The sequence below is a fragment of the Jhaorihella thermophila genome, assembly GCF_900108275.1.
GTDB lineage: Bacteria > Pseudomonadota > Alphaproteobacteria > Rhodobacterales > Rhodobacteraceae > Jhaorihella > Jhaorihella thermophila.
Window position 1 is genome coordinate 67,322 of sequence record NZ_FNVD01000008.1, and the last position, 17,536, is coordinate 84,857.

Genomic DNA, 17,536 nt, shown 5'->3' on the forward strand with positions numbered 1-17,536 from the left:
CTTCAGTTTCCTTCCTGTGCCGGGGTAATCATCCCGACGATGTTTCCTTGTCCGTCTTCGACATAGGCGCAGCGCCCGATGCCGGGGTAGTCGGCGGGCGGCAGCGCCTCGGCGCCGCCATTGGCCAGCGCCCATGCATATCGCGCGTCGCAGTCGTCAACTTCAAAGGTCATGGTGCATCCCCGCACGGGGCTTCCCGGCTCGGGCGCGGTGCCGATCCGCTGCATCATTCCTCCGGTCAGATCCTTGCCGTGACCGATCGCTTCGCTTTCGATCAGGTGGTAGCCGACTTCTTCTCCGCCGGGCATCGGGGCAAAGTTCCACCCGAAGAGGCCGGCGTAAAATGCCTTGGCCTGCGCCACGTCGCTGACATGTATTTCGAAATGCGGCATGCCGGGTCTCAGGCGTAGACGTCGGTCCAGAGCTCGTCCAGCGGCGGCTCGGGGCTTTCCCTGGCGAAATCGGCGGCCTCGTTGACGATCTGCTTGATCTCTCTGTCGATCGCCTTCAGGTCGTCCTCGGTTGCGTGTTTGCCCTCCAGCAGCAGGTGGCGGACATGTTCGATCGCGTCGCGGGTTTCGCGCACCTTCTGCACCTCTTCGCGGGTGCGGTATTTCGCCGGGTCGGACATCGAGTGGCCGCGATAGCGGTAGGTCTTCATCTCGAGGATATACGGCCCCTTGCCCGCGCGGCAGTGAGCAACAGCCTTTTCGCCGGCCGCCTTGACCGCCAGCACGTCCATGCCGTCCACCGCCTCGCCGGGAATGTTGAAGGCCGCGCCGCGGGTCCACAGCTCCGGCGTGGCCGAGGCACGCTTGACCGCGGTGCCCATGGCATACTGGTTGTTCTCGATCACGAAGATCACCGGCAGCTGCCACAGTTCGGCCATGTTGAAGGTTTCGTAGACCTGACCCTGGTTGGCGGCGCCATCGCCGAAATAGGTGAAGGTGACCCGGTCGGTGCCGCGATATTTGTCGGCAAAGGCCAGCCCCGCGCCCAGCGGCACCTGCGCGCCGACGATGCCGTGCCCGCCGTAGAAGTCCTTTTCCTTCGAGAACATGTGCATCGAGCCGCCCTTGCCCTTGGAATAGCCGCCGATGCGGCCGGTCAGCTCGGCCATGACACCCTTGGGATCCATGCCGCAGGCCAGCATATGGCCATGATCGCGGTAGGAAGTGATCCGCTTGTCGCCCTCTTCGGCAGCGGCCTCGAGCCCCACGACCACGGCCTCCTGGCCGATGTAGAGATGGCAGAACCCTCCGATCAGGCCCATGCCATAGAGCTGGCCCGCCTTTTCCTCGAATCGGCGGATCAACAGCATCTCGCGGTAATATCTCTTGAGTTCCTCGGCGGAAACATTTGGTTTCCTTGTGCTTTTTCGGGCAGCCATGGCGGGGATGCCTCCTCTGGAGATAGATAGTTTAGCGTTAAACTATCTAATAGAAGATTTTTCCCGGTCTGGCGAGTGCAAATCTTACGCGACGGAAGCGCCCCGACATGCGCCGGACGCATGGCGGGCGTTTCAGAGATGTTTCAGCGAATGACGATTTCGTCGGAGCGCAGCATGCCCAGCACGGACCGCGCCTGTTCGTCCAGCAGATCAAGGTCGAGATAATCGTCCGAAAGCCGCCGGGTCAGGTTCTCCATCCGGGCGATCTCGGCGTTGAGGCGATCAAGCTCGCCTTGCAGCGCCTTTCGCTCCGCCTGCAGCTCGACCCGGCGGAACAGCCCGTAATCCCCCTGCACGGCGGCAAAGGTGAAATAGCCACCGATGGCGAAAGCCAGGGTAAAGAACAGAAGCGAGCCAAAACTGCGGCGGGTGGAACGGGTCACGGGTGAAACTGCCTCTGCCTCGATGTCCGGTCGCGGCCTCTTGCCGGGCCGCTGGCGGAGAGCTTGCCATATTCGGTTCGCAAGGGGAATCCCCATTTGGTGCACCGGGCGAATTTTTCCCGCTGGTGACGCAATGGCGCGCTGGCGCGGGCGGCGCGGCGGGTGCATCCTGTGGCCGAAAAACAGGAGGAGGAACAGCCATGACCCGCGCACGTCCGCGATCCGATCTTGGCACGCATGAGGTTCTGAATCAGCCCGTGCCCCGCAGCGCCGCCGATCTGTGGCAGACCGATGCCCCTCTGCGCGGCGCGGTTGAATGGGCCGGCGGACGGACCGACATGCTGGCCCGGGCCGGTGCCCGCTATGGCAGCGAGGAACTGCAGCAGGCAGCGTTGGAGGCCCGCCGCGACACCCCGCGCCTGAAGCTTTTCGACCGTTCCGGCCGGCGCCTGGACGAGGTCGCGTTTCACCCCGGCTATCACGCCTGCATGGCGGCGGGGATGGAGCTGGGCTATGCCCACGCCGCCTGGGACGGGCGCCCGGGCGGGCATGTCACCCATGCGGCGCTCGTCTACATGCAGATGCAGGTCGAGCCGGGCGTTGGCTGTCCGCTGACCATGACCTATGCCGCGGTGCCCGCGCTGGGCGTGAATCCCGATCTGGAAAGGCTGTGGCGGCCCAAACTGACATCGGCCACCTACGACCCCTCGGTGCGCCCGGTGGGGGAAAAGGCTGGCGCGACCATGGGCATGGCCATGACCGAAAAGCAAGGCGGGTCGGATGTGCGCGTCAATACCACCCGCGCGGTGCGCGACGGCGATGCCTGGCGGCTGACCGGGCACAAATGGTTCTGCTCGGCGCCCATGTCGGACGGCTTCCTGACGCTGGCGCAGGCGCCGGGCGGGCTGACCTGTTTCCTCGTGCCGCGCTGGCTGCCCGACGGCGAGCGCAACGGCATCCGCATCCAGCGGCTCAAGGACAAGCTGGGCGACCGCGCCAATGCCAGTTCCGAGATCGAATATGTCGATGCGCTGGCGTATCAGCTGGGCGAAGAGGGGGCCGGCGTGCGCACCATCATCGAGATGGTGCATCATACACGGCTGGATACCGCGATCGCGCCGGCGGGGCTGATGCACGCGGCTCTGGCCGAGGCGCATTGGTGGGTGCAGGGCCGCTCGGCCTTTCAGCGCCGCCTGATCGACCAGCCGCTGATGCGCGCGGTGCTGGCCGATCTGGCGCTGGACTGGGAGGCCTCGGTCGCGGTCGGGTTCCTTGTCGCCCGCGCCTTCGACGGCACTGACGACGGGGCGCGCGCGCTCGCCCGGATCGGCGTGGCGCTGGCCAAGTTTCTCAACAACAAGCGCTGCGTGCCCGTGGTGGCCGAGGCGATGGAGGTGCTGGGCGGCATGGGCTATGTCGAAGAGACGCCGATGCCCATGTTCTTCCGTCAGTCGCCGCTCAACGGAATCTGGGAAGGCTCGGGGAACGTGATCTGCCTGGACATCCTGCGCTCGCTGACACGCGAACCCCGCGCCGACGAGGCGCTGCAGACGGTCTTCGATCAGGTGCGCGGCACGGATGCCCGGCTCGACGCCGCCGTGGCCGCCCATCATGACCGCTGGCCGACCCTGCCGCCCGAGGCCGAGGCCCGCTGGTTCGCCGAAAGCCTCGGCACGCTGCTTTCAGCGGCCGCACTGGTGCAGATGGCGCCAAACGCGGTTGCGGATGGCTACATCGCCACGCGGGTCGAGGGCCGGCGCGGTTCGGTGCACGGCGCAGTCACCGGCTTGGACGCCGAGGCAATTCTTTCGCGACTGGGCTGAACCACCCGCCACTTACGGGGCAACTCCACCCGTTTCCTTCATCTTGCTTCAAATACTCTGGGGGGTGCGGGGGGCAACGCCCCCCGCATCGGTCGGATCGCGCAAGCGATCCGAAACCGCCAACGGTTCCCTGACAATCGGGGCCGGCCTGTCTCAGACCTTGAGGTTAGGGATGATCTGCTTCTTCCGGCTGACCACGCCGGGTAGCGCCACGGTGTCGCCCTCGGCCTCGGCGCCAAAGCTCTTCTTTGCCACCGTCCGCACAAGATCGTTCGGCACGATCAGAGTCGATTCCTCGTTCAGGATGTCCACCACGAACAGCAGAACCTGGTCCACGCCATCCTCTTCGGCCACGGCCTTCATGGCCTCCATCAGGCTGTCCTTGCGGTTCAGCACGGTGGCAGGCGACGTGGTTTCCAGAACCGAAACCCGGAACTTGACCCCGTCCACCTCGTATTCTTTCGAATCCATCCGCAGCAGTTCCGCGTCCGAGAAGGCCGAGATGTCCGACTTTGCCGCGAACATCTCCTCGGCATAGTCGGGGATCGAGATGCCCAACTCGGCGGCCAGCTTTTCCGCCACTTCGCGGTCATGGTCCGTGGTGGTGGGCGAACGGAATTCCAGCGTGTCCGACAGGATGCAGGTCAGCATGGCGCATTTGATCGCCTCGGGCATCTTGTCCATATCCGCGCCGATCAGGTCATGCATGATCGTCGCGGTGCAGGCTACGGGGCGGATGGTCACCTCGATGGGGCCGCGGGTCTCCAGCCCGCCGACCAGCTTGTGATGGTCGATGATGGCGCGCACATCCGCGCCGTTGATGTTGGCCGGCAACTCGGCGGGGTTGTTGGTGTCCACCACCACGCAGGCCTGCCCGTCGGCCACGTCCTCGATGATCTCGGGCTTGTCCAGCGACCAGCGTTGCAGCATGAAGGCCGCCTCGGTGTTCGGCTCGCCCAGCAGGACCGGCTTGGCCGGGACGCCCTGAACCTCGTTCATGTACCAGGCCCAGATGATCGGCGAGCCGGTGGAATCGGTGTCGGGCGACTTGTGCCCGAAAACAAGAGTGGTCATGGCTGTGTCCTCGATGTGAAATGACGAATCCGGGGGTTCGCCGCGCTTATAGCGGGGGGATTTTCGCATTGCAGCAGCGAATTTGTCGCAAACGTCCCGATGGCGCAGCGGCGTCAACCGGGGAAGGGGAATGCCGGTATTTCGTCCGGATCCCCGCCGGCACGCAGCCAGTCGTGGACTTGAATGACCTGTTCGGCCTTGGCGTCCCAAGTGAACATTGACCGCACCAGCGCGCGCGCGCGCATCGCCTTGCCCGGCAGTTCCGACGGATCATCGCAGATGGTTTCCAGTTGACGGCGCAGGGCCCGGACGATCTCGTCCCGAGTTCCCAAGGGCACCTTGAAACCGGTTTCTTCGCTGACCAGCTCACCGGGGCCGGCGTAGTCCACCACCACCGGCACGACCCCCAGCGCCATCGCCTCGAGCACGACCCCGCCGCCGAATTCACGGATCGAGGGAAAGGTCAGCAGGTGGCAGCGGCTCGCGATTTCCTGAATGCGGTCGTGCGGCATCCAGCCATGCAGGCGCACGGCCTCTTGCAGGCGCAGATCCTTGAGCCGGGTTTCGATCTCGGCCCGCTCAGGTCCGTCTCCCATCACGTCAAGTGTCACCCGCCCCGCCCGGAGCAGAGGCGCCGCGGCGTCGAGCAGCAGCCGGAGCCCCTTGTAGGGCACAAGTCGACCGATGAAGCAGGCGCGAAGGACGCCGTCGGTCGGGGGGCGGGCGATCAGGTTGAACCGGGCCGGGTCGATCGCATTTTCCGGCATGTATATGATTTTTGCCTGCTGGCGTTGGGCGATTTCGGACTGCGTATGACGGGAACCGACGAGGATTGCGTCCGCATTCGTCAGGGTGGACCGATGACCCGGAATCAGCCGGTGCAGGCCGCGCAGATAGGCCAGCCATTCCCGTTCGTCATGCAATTCCCGCAGAAATCCCCCGGGCCAGGGCGCACCGCCGTTGATCGGGCCGATCAGAAAGGGAATGCCGGCAGAACGGCATCGCCGCGCCAGAGAACCAAAGGCAGTCGGGCTGAGAGGTGTGATGCGATGCACAACGGAAAATTCGCCCGACCGGATTCGGTCGCCAAAGCATTGCCAGACCTTGCGCTCGAACCAGGGATAGGTGAGCGAGCTGAGCGCCGTGACGACCGTCCAGCCGCGTCCGGCACCCATCCTCAGTCGCTCGGCCAACCAATTCGCGCGGGCGGCGATGGCCTCGGTGTCAATGGCGGTAAAGTCGCGTCCCTCCACCAGTCCCGCCCGCAGGATTGCGTCCCGATTGCGGACTTGCGTAACGATATGCGCGCCGGTCCTTTCCTGTACGGCACGCGCAAGCGACCAGCCGACCAGAGGCACGCTCACCCATTCGGGATTGGCGGCTTCGGCGATCAGCAGCGGGACGGGCTGGCGCGACCGATGGGACGGCAAGAGCGGTGTTCCTCGGGTGGCGACGGTCTTGCTTTCGGTATCACCAATGATGCGATCTCGCAATCAGGGCGGGGTGGCTGGAGGACCCGGCGTCTGAAATGGCGCCGTCAGTCCGCGGCGCGCGCCGACGTGTCGCCCGGCGCGAGCCGTGGCCATGGCCCGATCGGCGCGAGATCTTCCCGCATCGCCAGCGGATGGGCCAGCCGCCGCAGCCCCATCCGCGCCTGCGCCCCGATCCGGCGCAGTTTCTGGCCCGCATTCTTGCGGTGCGGGCTGCGCGCGCCCTTGGGGGCGATGGCCGAAACCGTCCGCATCGGCGGGGCGATGGCATAATGCGCGCAGGTGTCGAGCTGCACCGCCAGCGGCGGGTCGGCCTGCAGCGAGACCATCTCGTAGGCCGCGCAGATCACCCCGTCCGCGATCGCTGGCGCCTTGTCCGAGCGCACCAGTAGCTTGCGCGCCCCGGAGGGCCAGAGTACATAGGCCGCCGCCCCGGTGCGATCCTGGTAGAGCCGGCGCAGCCCCGCCATGCCGCGCCAAGACCTCCGGGCCAGAAGTTTCCTGCGGCCCCGCGTTTCAAGCGTTACATGATCTGCGCCGCGCAAGTCTTCAAGGAATATCAGAAATTCCGGTGTCCGCGTGGACAGGTACGCGTCGTCTTCGAGCACCAGCATCGGCGCGCCCTCATCAACGATCCGCTGCCATGCAGCGCGGTGTGACAGAAGCACCGCCTTCTCCACGGGGGTCATCGGCCGTTCCCAGTGGTCCCACCAAGGGGCGTCATGGGGCGGAACAAGACGATCGGGCGTGCACGCCGGCAGGCGCTCGTATTCGATCCCCAGGGCTTCCAGCTGCGCCCGCTGAAAGTCCATCCGCGCCGTTTCGCGGTCCAGATTTATGACCAGCGCCTTCACGTCCTGGCCCGCTTCAGCCCGTCGGCAAACAGTTCGAGATACTGGTCGATGATCGCGTCCGGCGCGAACATGCCCTGCAGTTTGGCAGCCCCCCCCGCCCGCACGCGGTCGGCCAGCGCGGGGTCGGCGGCCAGCCGTTGCAGACCGGCGCGAAAGGCGTCGAGATCGTCGATATCCACCAGGAGCCCGTCGCCTTCATGCTCCATGTACCAGTCAGGCCCCTCCGAGCGGGTGGAGACCACCGGCACACCCGCCCGCCAGGCATCCAGCACCGCGTTGCCCAACGGTTCATGGCGCGAGGGCATCCCGAATAGGTCGGCGGCGGCGATGTAATGCACCGGCTCTTCGACCCAGCCGATGAACCGGGTGCGGTCGGCCATGCCCAATTCGCGCACCAGTGCCTCGAGCGCGGGACGTTCCTTGCCGTCGCCGATCAGCCAAAGCCAGGCTCCGGGGATCCCGGCCACCGCCCGCACCAGCAGGTCCATCCCCTTGCGCGGCACGAACCGCCCCGCACCGGCGATCAGCAGCGCGTCATCGGGGGTGTCAAAGCGCGCGCGGTCCACTGGTGCGGGCGTCACCTCGCGTGCGAAATTGGTGATCGTCGCGGTGCGCCCGGTCCAGCCCAGATCTTCGACCCGGCGGGCGATTCCGGGGACGTTGCCAAGCACTACGTCGCAGTTTCGGAAATGCCGGACATGCACCGGAAAATCCCCCAGCCGGACGAGTTTGAAAGGCCTTTCCCAAAGCCCGATCAGGCGCGCGCCGCGCGGCATCCAACCCATCACGACATCGGGCTGCCAGTCGGCCACGTAGCGCGTCATGCGCCATTCCAGCAGCTTCGAAAACAGCGACACCCGGCGGTAATTGTGCTCGATCACCCGTCCGGGGGGCAGTTCGTCCCTCCAGATGCGGCGCGGGCGGATGACATAGCTCTGTTCGATTCCGCGCGCGGCAAACCCCTGGGCGAGATTGACAAAGAACCGCTCGGCCCCGCCGTCCTTGCCAAAGTGGAAATGCAGGATGCGGCGGATGCCCATGTTTCCGCCCCGGGCTTGCGTCTGATCTGTCATCGGTTCAACCCCGTCCCGCGCCAGCGGTGCCATCGCAGAAGCACGCGATAGCGCAGCTGGTAGAGCGCCCCGTGCAGCCCTTGCCGCAGCCGCGACCGTCCCGCGGTGGCCGCGCGGCGGGCATTGCCGATGGTGCCGGTTTCGGCCTGCTGATCGCCCACCTCGATCGGCGGCGGCAGGACCAGCGCCACGCGCAACCCCGTTTCCCAGAAGAATTTCTGATCCTCGTCCACGGGGCGGAAAAAGGGCAGGGCGCGCGAAGCCAGATGCGCCGCCGCCTCGCGCCTGAGCCCATAGCCGATCAGGCAGGTGGGCACCTTGTCGGGCACCACGATGCGGAAATCCCGCCCCAGCGGGCGGCTGGCATGGATGCGTGGATTGGCGTCGAAGGAAAACAGCTTCACCATGTCCCAGTCTCGCGGCTCGTCCTCGACCAGCGCCCGCAGGACCGGTCCCAGTGTGCCGTTCGCGGCAAAGTCGTCCTCGAAGATGAACCCGCCCGGCTGGTCCGAGGCCGCGATCGCGCGCCAAGCTTCGATATGGCTGAGGTAACAGCCGATCTCGGCCGGGACCAGCGGATACTTGCCCCGTCGCGCATTCGCCCTGGCATCATAGACGCGGGCGATCTCGTCCTCGCTCAACTCCCAGCCGTTGACCGCGTCGATGCGCCGCCAGGGCAGGCCCTGCGCCTCAAGCTGCCGGGCCGAATTGCGCATCCTTTCGACATTCGGCGCGAGGTTGATGACATAGGAGGTCCACATGCCGGGAATGTCAGGCAGAGGGCCGTTTGAAGAGATATGTCTTGTGCCGCGTGGCAAGCAAGCCAAAGCCCCGCGCGACCAAGTCGTCGCAGAGCGCGCGCACGCGGTTCTCGCCGATGATATGGGGGTGCATCTCGATGATCATGGTCTGCACGGCGGACAGATCCGCGGCAGGCAGCAATTCCTCTTCGGCGCCTTCGACATCCATGATCACGACATTGGCCTTCGCGGCGGCCAGCGCGTCATTGATCGCGGTCGAGGGAATGGTGATCTGCTGGGCGCCCAGCCCCCGGTCGTAGATCGACGAGGACAGGACATTGTCCTGGCGATGAAAGGTCAGATCGCGCCCATCCGCCGTGACCGCCCGCATGGTCAGGTTCGGCGTGAGCCCGTTCAACGCATAATTGGCGCGGATGACCTGTTCCATCTCGGGGTTGGCCTCATGGCTGAAGACATTGCCTTCGCCGCAGACCTTCGTCGCCAAGATGCTGACCAGCCCGATGCCGCAGCCGATTTCCAGAACGCGGTCGCCGGGCCGAAGATGCGCCTTTACCAGTTCGCACTCATGCTGTTCGTAAGTGCCCTTGAACAGCGCGTTTCGAACCGACCGAGGCACGTCGGCCTGCCCGGTCCTGACCTTGACCCCGTAATGCGACATGGTCTGGACGTTGCGCAGCCTGCGCCAATGCATCAGGACATTTCCCACCTTGTCCCATTCCTTTCCATCAAGGCCATTTCGGCCGTGTTAGCACATGCGCGGCCCGGTTGGGACCGTCGCCGCGCGGGTTCCCGCAGGTCTATTTCCGGGCCGTCATGAACCAGCCCATCGAAACGCCGCAGATCGAATCGCCCCGCCGTCCGTCATAGACGCCCGAGGGAAAGCGGAGTTTCGCATATAATGTGTCTTTCACATGCGCCCAATAGGCGGCCAGTTGCCTTGGCATCAACCCCGATCCGGAAATCGAAAAGGCCGTTGAGTTGCGCCCCCAGACCAGCGGTAAAACGCTGGCCGAAGTGAAACCCGTCTGTTGAAAGGCTTCGCGCCACCAACTGGGGGTCAAGCGGTTGTAGTCGTCCGGGTGGGCGTGGATGCGAAACATCCAGGGAACCGCTATGACCATCGTGCCGCCCGACTTGAGGACGCGAAAGGTTTCGGTCAGCGTGGGGCGCGGGTCGAAAATATGCTCGAGCGTGTTGAAGCTGACGACCCAGTCGAAGCTTTCGTCCTCTGCGGGCAAGGGATCTCCCGGCCGAATCAGCCATGTGGGTTCGATCTTGGGGTCGATATTGACTGAATGATATTCGATTCCGGCAGACAGGTGTTCGCGATATCTCGCGTTTGCGCCGCCACCGATGTCCAGCACCCGTCCCGTCATGCGGACGCGGGCAATCGCTTCGTATTCCATCATCCGCAACAGGCTGTTGCCCGGAAAACGCCGGTGAAGGTCTCGCCATCGCGCGAAAGATGGCAGGGGGGGGCGTTCAAATCGGTATTCCATGATGCGGTTCCTTGTATGCGAAATGCAAGCCTACGCGACCGGATCGTTGAAAAAGACATTTCGGGTCGCACTCGTATCGAAGTCGAAGCCGAAGAAATCAATATCTTCCGCATACCAGTCGGCAACGATCTGGCGCGTGCGGTCCTCGTAATAGTCGCGCCAGGGCTTGTCGGATGCTGCCGTGGACCGATTGCGAACTGGCAGAGGCTTTTTCAGTCCGAAATAGCGGGTCGCCTCGGCCGCTAGGTTTTCCTGCCGCAGGACATGCGCGCCCAGCTCTCCGGCCTCGTCCACGACATAGTCCTTTTGCGGATACCAGCCCCGGATCGCGCGGTGCCAGTAAAAGGGCAGGTCGCCGTAGACGTGGCGCTCTTCGAGAAACGCCTCGAAGGTGGGCGCGACATAGTCGGCGTCGGCGGTGCCGATCTCGATCGCTGTCCTGGCAAAGCGATAGCGCGACACCACCCGCGCCCAGGGGTTGCGCACCACCGCGACCGGCTGAAGGCGCGCGCGTACGTCGGCGCGGATGTCGCGCAGGCGGGCGTGCTGGAAGCCGTGATGTTCGCCCCGTTCGGCCATGTAGGCGGCAAGTTCGCGGGTATAGTCCCTGCTGACATGGAACCACGGGTCGGCGCCCACGAGGCGGGTCGAAAGTTCCGGGTTCTTGCGGATCGCGACGCCGGCGTTCTTGGGGATGTGGATGAACAGCCAGCGCGCCAGCCCAAGCTTGTAGATCGTGATCGCGCTCAGTTCACGTAGGTTCATGTCGTCGTCCCGTGGCCCCGATCAGTCCGGTCAGGCCTGTTCCAGAAGCCGGCGGTAGACGCCGACGATGGCGCGGGCCTCGTCCTCGATGCGAAAGCGGTTCAGGACATGGGCCCGCCCTGCGGCGCCTTCTCGCGCCAAACGGTCGGGGTCGTCAAGATATGCGGCGGCTGCCTCGGCCATTTGCTGCGCGTCGCCCGGCGCGATCAGCGTGCCCGTGGTGCCCTGCGCCAGAAGTTCGGGAAAGGCGCCGACGGTGGTCGCGATCACCGGAACCCCGCAAGCCATCGCCTCGAGCGGGGTCAGCCCGAAGCCTTCCCACCGCTGCGGCGCGATGAAGAGGTCCAGCGCCGCATACCAGTCCGCCACCCGGTCCACCGGGACTTCCTCGGGAAAGAGGATCCGGTCGGACAGGCCGGCCTGTGCCACCCTGTCCTTGAGCCCGGCGAGAAAGTCGCGGTGCTTGGCCGTGGCGCGCCCCAGCACCACGCCGATCACGTCCGGGCGATCGCGGGCGACTTCGATCATCGCGTCCACGAAGACATCCGTCCCCTTCTGCGCCCGGATGCGGCCGATGCAGCCGACGATTCGCGCCTCCGCAGGCAGGCCGAGCCGCGCGCGCAGCGCCGCGCGGTCGGCGGCGGGGGCAAAGCGGTCGGTGTCGATGCCGTGCAGGATGACCGTCGCGGGAACGGACAGATAGCTTTCGGTTGCCTTCGAAGTGGCGATCACCGCGTCCATCCGGTTGAGCAGAAGCCGTGTCCAGCCGGTGTGGTGGCGTTGCGAGGCCGAGGTAAACACCAGCCGCAGCCGCCGCCGGAACAGCCCGCGCAGGACAAGACCGGCGAGCATCTCGACATTGCGCCTTGCGTGCCAGACTCGCCAGACGGGCCGTCCGTCGCGGCTGCGGGGCAGGCTGAGGCACTGCCACAGAGGCATGTGCGGAACATCGGCGGGCAGACCCGGCCCGGTGGCGCGGATGCCGATCATGCGGGCCTGAAGCGGCACCAGCCGGGCGATGGTCGCCGTCACACCGGACAGGCGGCGCTTGAAATTCGGCGCGATCACCTCGATCTCGTCCGGCCGGGCCGTTTCGGTCATGTTGTTCCGCCCGTTCCTGCGTGCCAAGGGGTGAGCGGAGTTATAGGGTGCGACGAAAGACGTTGCAATCTGGCGCGCCGGCCCGTGCCTATTTGAAGACCGGCTTGCGGCCCTGCATTTGCGCGGCGATCACCTCCATCTGCTCGGGCTTGCCGATCAGATCCACCTGTTCGCGGGATTCGGCCATCAGCACCTCGGCCTGATCGGCGCGTTCGGCCAGCCCGATCAGCCGCTTGGCAGCACGGATCGCGTTCGGACCCTTGCCCGCGATCTGATTCGCCAGATCCATCGCCGCGGCCAGCGGATCCTCGGCCAGCCGCGTCACCAGCCCCCAGCGTTCTGCCTGTTCGCCGTCGATCGGGGCCGCGGTGTAGGTCAGCAGCCGAAGCACGTCCGACCGCACCAGTTTCGGCAGCAGGACCATCCCGCCCATGTCGGGCACGATGCCCCATTTCATCTCCATCACCGCAAGTTTTGCGTCGGGGCGCGCGATGCGGATATCGGCCCCCAGCGCGATCTGCAGCCCGCCGCCATAGACCGCCCCGTGCAGAGCCGCGATCACCGGGATCGGCAGGCGGCGCCACAGCATCGCCAGTTCCTGCATCTCGTTGGCGTCCTCGTGGGTGCGCTCCAGCAGCCAGTCGGCGGCGTTCATGCCGCCCCCCATCGCCGCGAAGCTGGCGATGTCCAGCCCCGCGCAGAAGCTCTTGCCTTCGCCCGACAGCACCACCACGCGGGCGTCCGTGGCCGCGACCTCCTCGCCAGCGGCGAGGATCGCCTGAACCATGTCGCGGTCCAGCGCGTTCATCTTGTCCGGCCGGGTCAGGGTGACGCGGGCGATGTGGTTGTCGAACTTGACGGATACGCGTGCCATGCGGGGCCTCCCTTGACGTTTGCGGGCACGTTACCCGGCCACGCCCGCTCCGTTCCAGCGGAACGTGGGGGCACTTGCCGCCGTCCCCGGCTTGGGCTTATCTGCGCCTATGACGACACCACGCTATACCCCGCTCGCCGCCAGCCTGCCCGCCACCGTGCCCTTTGTCGGCCCCGAAACGCAGGAACGCCAGCGCGGCGCGCCGTTCCGCGCCCGCATCGGCGCGAATGAAAGCGTCTTCGGTCCTTCGCCCAGGGCGGTCGAAGCCATGGCGCGCGCGGCAGCGGATGTGTGGATGTATGGCGATCCCGAAAACCACGACCTGCGGCACGCGCTGGCCGCCCATCACGGGGTGCGCCCCGAAAACGTGATGGTGGGCGAAGGCATCGACGGGTTGCTGGGCTATCTGGTGCGGCTCATGGTGGGGCCGGGGGACCGGGTGGTGACGTCGCTGGGGGCCTATCCCACCTTCAACTACCACGTCACGGGCTATGGCGGAGAGATCCACACCGTCCCGTACCGAGATGATCTCGAAGATCCGCAGGCGCTATTCGCCAGGGCGGTCGAGGTGGACGCCAAGCTGGTCTATCTTGCCAACCCCGACAACCCGATGGGCAGCTGGCATTCGGGTGAGGCGATCGTTCGGGCGATGGACGCGCTGCCCGATGGCACGCTGCTGGTGCTGGACGAGGCCTATGTCGAATGCGCCCCCGAAGGCTCCGCCGCGCCGGTGGAGATCGACGACCCGCGCGTGGTGCGGATGCGCACCTTTTCCAAGGTCTATGGCATGGCCGGCGCGCGCGTGGGCTATGCGCTGGGCGCGCCGGACCTGATTTCGGCCTTCAACAAGGTGCGCAACCATTTCGGGATGAGCCGGATTTCCCAGGCCGGCGCGCTGGCCGCGCTGGCCGATCGGGACTGGCTTGCGCATGTGCAGGAGCAGATCGCCGCCTCGCGCGAGCGGCTGTCGCAGATTGCCCGCGACAACGGGCTTGTGCCGCTGGCCTCGGCCACGAATTTCGTGACCATGGATTGCGGCCGCGACGGAGAATTCGCGCGTGCCGTGGTGGACGGCCTGATCGCGCGCGGGATCTTCGTGCGGATGCCCTTCGCCGCGCCCCAGAACCGCTGTATCCGCGTCAGTTGCGGGCGCGAGGCCGACATGGCTGCCTTTGCCGAGGCTCTGCCGGGCGCGCTGGCCGAAGCGCAGGCTCGATGAGGGCGCCAAGACCCGGCGAGGGCCGCGGCGCGCCCACCGGCGCGGGGCGCCGCCGACCGGCGTTTGGGTTCAGCCTCTCTTGGCGTTATTGATCCGCTTCGCGGCAACCCACGAGGCTGGAATCGCGACGAGAAATCCGGCGGCGGCCGCGATGATCAAGGGTTGCGCGGTGGTGTAGCCGAGCGTCAGCGCCACCACCATTGCCGACCCCGCCAGCGTCACACCCAGGAAAATGAAGATCAAAAGAGCCAAGGGAATCATCGTTTGGCCTCCGTTCAAGAATCTTTCTTTGTGAATATGATGGCTTGGCCGTGCATGCCTTGCGGCAGATCAAATTGCCACTTTTGGTCTGTGATCCCGAAACCGTCGGCGGGCGGGAGCGCGGCGGGCGCGGCGCTCGGCACATCGACCGCGCCGGTCGGTCGGGCCACGCGCAATTGCGCGTGATGGATCGGTTCCGAACTGTCCCGCCTAGCGCGCCGGGATCAGGCGGGTCACGCCATCTGCGGCGGCGCGCGCTAGATCCAGGTCCAGGGACATCGGGATATACTCCCCTCGCCGCCACAGCTGCGCCAGGTCATCGTAGTGGCGCGACAAGAAATGCCCGGACTGTCCGGTCGAGATGATGAACACCGAACTGTCGGGGTCCGCGAAGTCGTAGACGCCGCGATAGGCCCCTGCATGGACGTTTCGGAACGGGTCGGGATCTTCGCCCGAGGTCCGTCCCCGCTGCAGGGTATTGTCGCCGCCGCTGGTGGACTGGTGGATGTTGATGAAATACCGCAGCACGGGCACCTTTCCCAGCGTCGGGTGATCATGCGTTGCCTGATGGGCGTCGCCCCAGCGCAGCGTGGCCAGATCGGTCCCGTATTTCTCGCCGATCCAGACCAGCGCTTCGTCCAGCGCCAGCCGCGCGATTTCGGTGCAGGTTTCCCTTGGCGCGCTCTGCCGGATGTCGCACCAGGCGCTGGCGCCGTCGATGTCGCGAAAGACCCGCTCGATGAACAACGGCTGCATCCGCGTGAATTCATCGGCCAGCGGCCCGAGATCGTCCTCGATCAGGCGCTTTTGCAGAAACCGCATCCAGGCGGCATAGATCAGCGGTTCCGGCAGATGTTCGTTCATCTCGCCGTTCCATTCGGCCAGCAGGGTCAGCGCAATCTGGCGCTGCCGTTCGGGCGTGCCTTCGGGCGCGGCGTTGCCGGTGAACCACAGATCCGCCCCCACCAGCGGCAGCAGGGTCCGGGCCGAGAAGCTCACCCGATCCAGCTGCGCCTCGACAAAGCTGTCGCGGGTATGCACGCGGCGTTCCTGCATCAGCTTTTGCCAGCGATGGATGCGCTGCGTGTCGCCCCAGAGATACGAGACATGGTTGGGAAACGGGCGTTCCACGATCTTGTTGTTGGTGTTGCCGACAATGCCGCCGCGCGGATCGACGAATTCGGGATTGGCGGCATAGGGCAGGATCCCCAGCCAGCGGTTTTCGGGGCGCCAGCCCGGGCTGGGCATTCGGCCCTGCGTCTGATGACGCGGGTCGCGTCGGGGCATCGCGCCCACCGTCTTGAGCGCGATCGAGCGGTGATCCGCCACGGTCAGGTTCTGCGAGGGTGCGACGTAATCCTTTGCCGCCTCCAGCGCCTCGGGCACCGATTTGGCCCGCATCATGTTGTAGGCGGCGGTATAGGTCGTGTCGGCATCGCTCAGCGCCGTCCAGGACAGAGAGGCGACATGGCCCGGCGGCGTGATCGTGGCAAGGTTGTAAAGCGTGCCGGGCAGGACCGGGCCGTTCTCGGTCCAGCGCAGGGTCAGCGTGACCGGCGCCGCGCCCTTGATTTCGATGATCGAGGGGCGCGTCTCGAACCGCTTGTAACCGTCCGGGGTGAGGTATTCCTCGGGGTTCTGGGGGTTCAGCTTCTCGATATGGACATCCTGATCGTCCAGATAGGACGACGTCACCCCCCAGCCCAGATCGGCGCTGCGCCCGGCCAGGACCGCCGGGATGCCGGGAATGGTGCCGCCGATCACGCCGCCCGAACTCAACTCCAGCCGGGCCAGATACCAGATCGACGGCGCGGTCAGTCCCAGATGCGGGTCATTGGCCAGAAGCGTCCCGCCCGACGCCGACCGGGACGGCGCGGCGGCCCAGGCGTTCGAGGCCCCGGCCAGCCCGCGGCGTGGAAACGGCCAGAGCGGGTCTTCGGGCGCGGGTGTGCCGGCGGCGTATCGCTTCACGCCGGGGAACAGATCGGCATATTCCGGCAGTGCGGCGATGCCCTGACCCGGCGCGTCGGGCAGGATGTCGGCAACGCGCGCCGGGTCGTCCAGCGTCAGCATCGTTCGCGCCCGCAGCACTTCGTCTTCCAAATGCCCCGACAGCTGCAGCGCCATCAGCTTGATGAGCGCAAGCGAATCCGCCGGCTGCCAAGGGGCGACGGGGGCGTCGAACAGGAACATCTCGGGCGCGCCGCGCCCCAGCGCTTCGTCGTTGATTTCCTTCAGCCGCGCGTTGACCCCTGCCGCATAGGCGCGCAGCGCGGCCTGCGCCGCCGGCGATTGCGCCGCGACCGATTCCTGTGCGAGGCGGTAAAAATCCAGCCGCCGCAGCAGCTTGTCGATCGTCAGCGTGCGGTTTCCGAACACTTCGGACAGCCGCCCCTGCGCGGTGCGGCGCATGATCGTCATCTGCCACAGCCGATCCTGCGCATGGGCGTAGCCCAGCCCAAAGAACACGTCTTCGTCGGTCTGGCCTAGGATATGCGGCACAGCCGACTGGTCGCGGATGATCTCGACCGGTGCCGAGATCCCGGATACCTGCAGGGTCTGATCGTAATCGGGCAAGGATTGCGCGGCAAAGTAATAGGCCAGAAGCACGCTCGCCGCGACCAGTGCAACCAAAGCGCTGGCGATACGAAAGAGCCAGCGGAATAGAAGTCTCATGCGCCCCTCGATCCCGATTGTCCGCAGCCGTTTATCCGCAGCCGTCCCGCGCCCGGCCCGCGCTGCAGCCTAGACCAGGTTCCGGGACGATGGAACCGCCTGCGGACGCGGCGGCAACCGGTTCCCGCCCTTCATCTTGCCGAAAATACTCCGGGGAGCGCGAGGGGCGGCGCCCCTCGCATCGCTTTGCCAGAAGCAACGCAATTCGTGTTGCGTCCAGGCCGGGACTGTTT

Annotated in this window: 17 protein-coding genes; 2 read left to right on the plus strand and 15 right to left on the minus strand. The window is 66.0% G+C overall.

Going from position 1 to position 17,536, the window contains the following annotated elements; all coding sequences use genetic code 11:
* Nucleotides 1-2: 2 nt before the first annotated feature.
* The 3 genes from C4S70_RS10955 to C4S70_RS10965 form a co-directional block, all read right to left on the minus strand.
* The gene (locus C4S70_RS10955) at nucleotides 3-392 is read right to left on the minus strand and encodes a VOC family protein (RefSeq protein WP_104008151.1); all 390 of its coding nucleotides are present in this window, start codon (nucleotides 390-392) and stop codon (nucleotides 3-5) included.
* Nucleotides 393-400: 8 nt separating this feature from the next.
* Nucleotides 401-1,390, minus strand: a complete 990-nt coding sequence (gene pdhA, locus C4S70_RS10960) for a pyruvate dehydrogenase (acetyl-transferring) E1 component subunit alpha (protein WP_104008152.1) — start codon at nucleotides 1,388-1,390, stop codon at nucleotides 401-403.
* A gap of 143 nt (nucleotides 1,391-1,533) precedes the next feature.
* A complete protein-coding gene (locus tag C4S70_RS10965) occupies nucleotides 1,534-1,833 on the minus strand; it encodes an FtsB family cell division protein (protein ID WP_104008153.1) in 300 nt (99 codons plus the stop codon).
* Nucleotides 1,834-2,033: 200 nt separating this feature from the next.
* Between C4S70_RS10965 and C4S70_RS10970 the strand changes: the two genes are divergently transcribed.
* Entirely contained in the window at nucleotides 2,034-3,656 is a 1,623-nt protein-coding gene (locus tag C4S70_RS10970; RefSeq protein WP_104008154.1) for an acyl-CoA dehydrogenase family protein, read from the plus strand.
* A 153-nt stretch (nucleotides 3,657-3,809) separates the two neighbouring features.
* Here C4S70_RS10970 and C4S70_RS10975 read toward each other — a convergent pair whose 3' ends face one another.
* The 10 genes from C4S70_RS10975 to C4S70_RS11020 all read right to left on the minus strand — a co-directional run bounded on the left by C4S70_RS10975 (nucleotide 3,810) and on the right by C4S70_RS11020 (nucleotide 13,147).
* The gene (locus tag C4S70_RS10975; RefSeq protein ID WP_104008155.1) at nucleotides 3,810-4,730 is read right to left on the minus strand and encodes a manganese-dependent inorganic pyrophosphatase; all 921 of its coding nucleotides are present in this window, start codon (nucleotides 4,728-4,730) and stop codon (nucleotides 3,810-3,812) included.
* Between the two features lie 113 nt (nucleotides 4,731-4,843).
* Nucleotides 4,844-6,160, minus strand: a complete 1,317-nt coding sequence (locus C4S70_RS10980) for a glycosyltransferase family 4 protein (protein ID WP_104008251.1) — start codon at nucleotides 6,158-6,160, stop codon at nucleotides 4,844-4,846.
* Between the two features lie 107 nt (nucleotides 6,161-6,267).
* A complete protein-coding gene (locus tag C4S70_RS10985) occupies nucleotides 6,268-7,074 on the minus strand; it encodes a glycosyltransferase family 25 protein (protein WP_104008156.1) in 807 nt (268 codons plus the stop codon).
* On the minus strand, nucleotides 7,071-8,147 hold the full coding sequence (locus tag C4S70_RS10990) for a glycosyltransferase (protein WP_160114871.1): 1,077 nt from the start codon (nucleotides 8,145-8,147) through the stop codon (nucleotides 7,071-7,073). Before C4S70_RS10990 ends, C4S70_RS10985 begins: the two co-directional genes overlap by 4 nt.
* Nucleotides 8,144-8,908, minus strand: coding sequence for a glycosyltransferase family 25 protein (locus tag C4S70_RS10995; RefSeq protein ID WP_104008158.1), 765 nt, complete (start codon nucleotides 8,906-8,908; stop codon nucleotides 8,144-8,146). The genes C4S70_RS10990 and C4S70_RS10995 overlap by 4 nt, the downstream gene beginning before the upstream one ends.
* A gap of 10 nt (nucleotides 8,909-8,918) precedes the next feature.
* Nucleotides 8,919-9,599 (minus strand): FkbM family methyltransferase, encoded by a 681-nt coding sequence (locus C4S70_RS11000; protein ID WP_104008159.1) that lies wholly within the window; start codon nucleotides 9,597-9,599, stop codon nucleotides 8,919-8,921.
* A 106-nt stretch (nucleotides 9,600-9,705) separates the two neighbouring features.
* Nucleotides 9,706-10,407 carry a class I SAM-dependent methyltransferase gene (locus tag C4S70_RS11005; RefSeq protein ID WP_104008160.1) on the minus strand — a complete coding sequence of 234 codons (702 nt, stop codon included), beginning with the start codon at nucleotides 10,405-10,407 and terminating at the stop codon, nucleotides 9,706-9,708.
* A 30-nt stretch (nucleotides 10,408-10,437) separates the two neighbouring features.
* Nucleotides 10,438-11,172, minus strand: coding sequence for a hypothetical protein (locus C4S70_RS11010; protein WP_104008161.1), 735 nt, complete (start codon nucleotides 11,170-11,172; stop codon nucleotides 10,438-10,440).
* Nucleotides 11,173-11,202: 30 nt separating this feature from the next.
* A complete protein-coding gene (locus C4S70_RS11015) occupies nucleotides 11,203-12,273 on the minus strand; it encodes a glycosyltransferase family 4 protein (RefSeq protein WP_104008162.1) in 1,071 nt (356 codons plus the stop codon).
* An 88-nt stretch (nucleotides 12,274-12,361) separates the two neighbouring features.
* Nucleotides 12,362-13,147, minus strand: coding sequence for a crotonase/enoyl-CoA hydratase family protein (locus tag C4S70_RS11020; protein WP_104008163.1), 786 nt, complete (start codon nucleotides 13,145-13,147; stop codon nucleotides 12,362-12,364).
* Nucleotides 13,148-13,256: 109 nt separating this feature from the next.
* Between C4S70_RS11020 and C4S70_RS11025 the strand changes: the two genes are divergently transcribed.
* Nucleotides 13,257-14,366 carry a pyridoxal phosphate-dependent aminotransferase gene (locus C4S70_RS11025; protein WP_104008164.1) on the plus strand — a complete coding sequence of 370 codons (1,110 nt, stop codon included), beginning with the start codon at nucleotides 13,257-13,259 and terminating at the stop codon, nucleotides 14,364-14,366.
* A gap of 69 nt (nucleotides 14,367-14,435) precedes the next feature.
* Here C4S70_RS11025 and C4S70_RS11030 read toward each other — a convergent pair whose 3' ends face one another.
* Nucleotides 14,436-14,627, minus strand: coding sequence for a CTP synthetase (locus C4S70_RS11030; protein WP_104008165.1), 192 nt, complete (start codon nucleotides 14,625-14,627; stop codon nucleotides 14,436-14,438).
* A 210-nt stretch (nucleotides 14,628-14,837) separates the two neighbouring features.
* A complete protein-coding gene (locus C4S70_RS11035; protein ID WP_104008166.1) occupies nucleotides 14,838-17,303 on the minus strand; it encodes a penicillin acylase family protein in 2,466 nt (821 codons plus the stop codon).
* Between the last annotated feature and the right edge of the window lie 233 nt (nucleotides 17,304-17,536).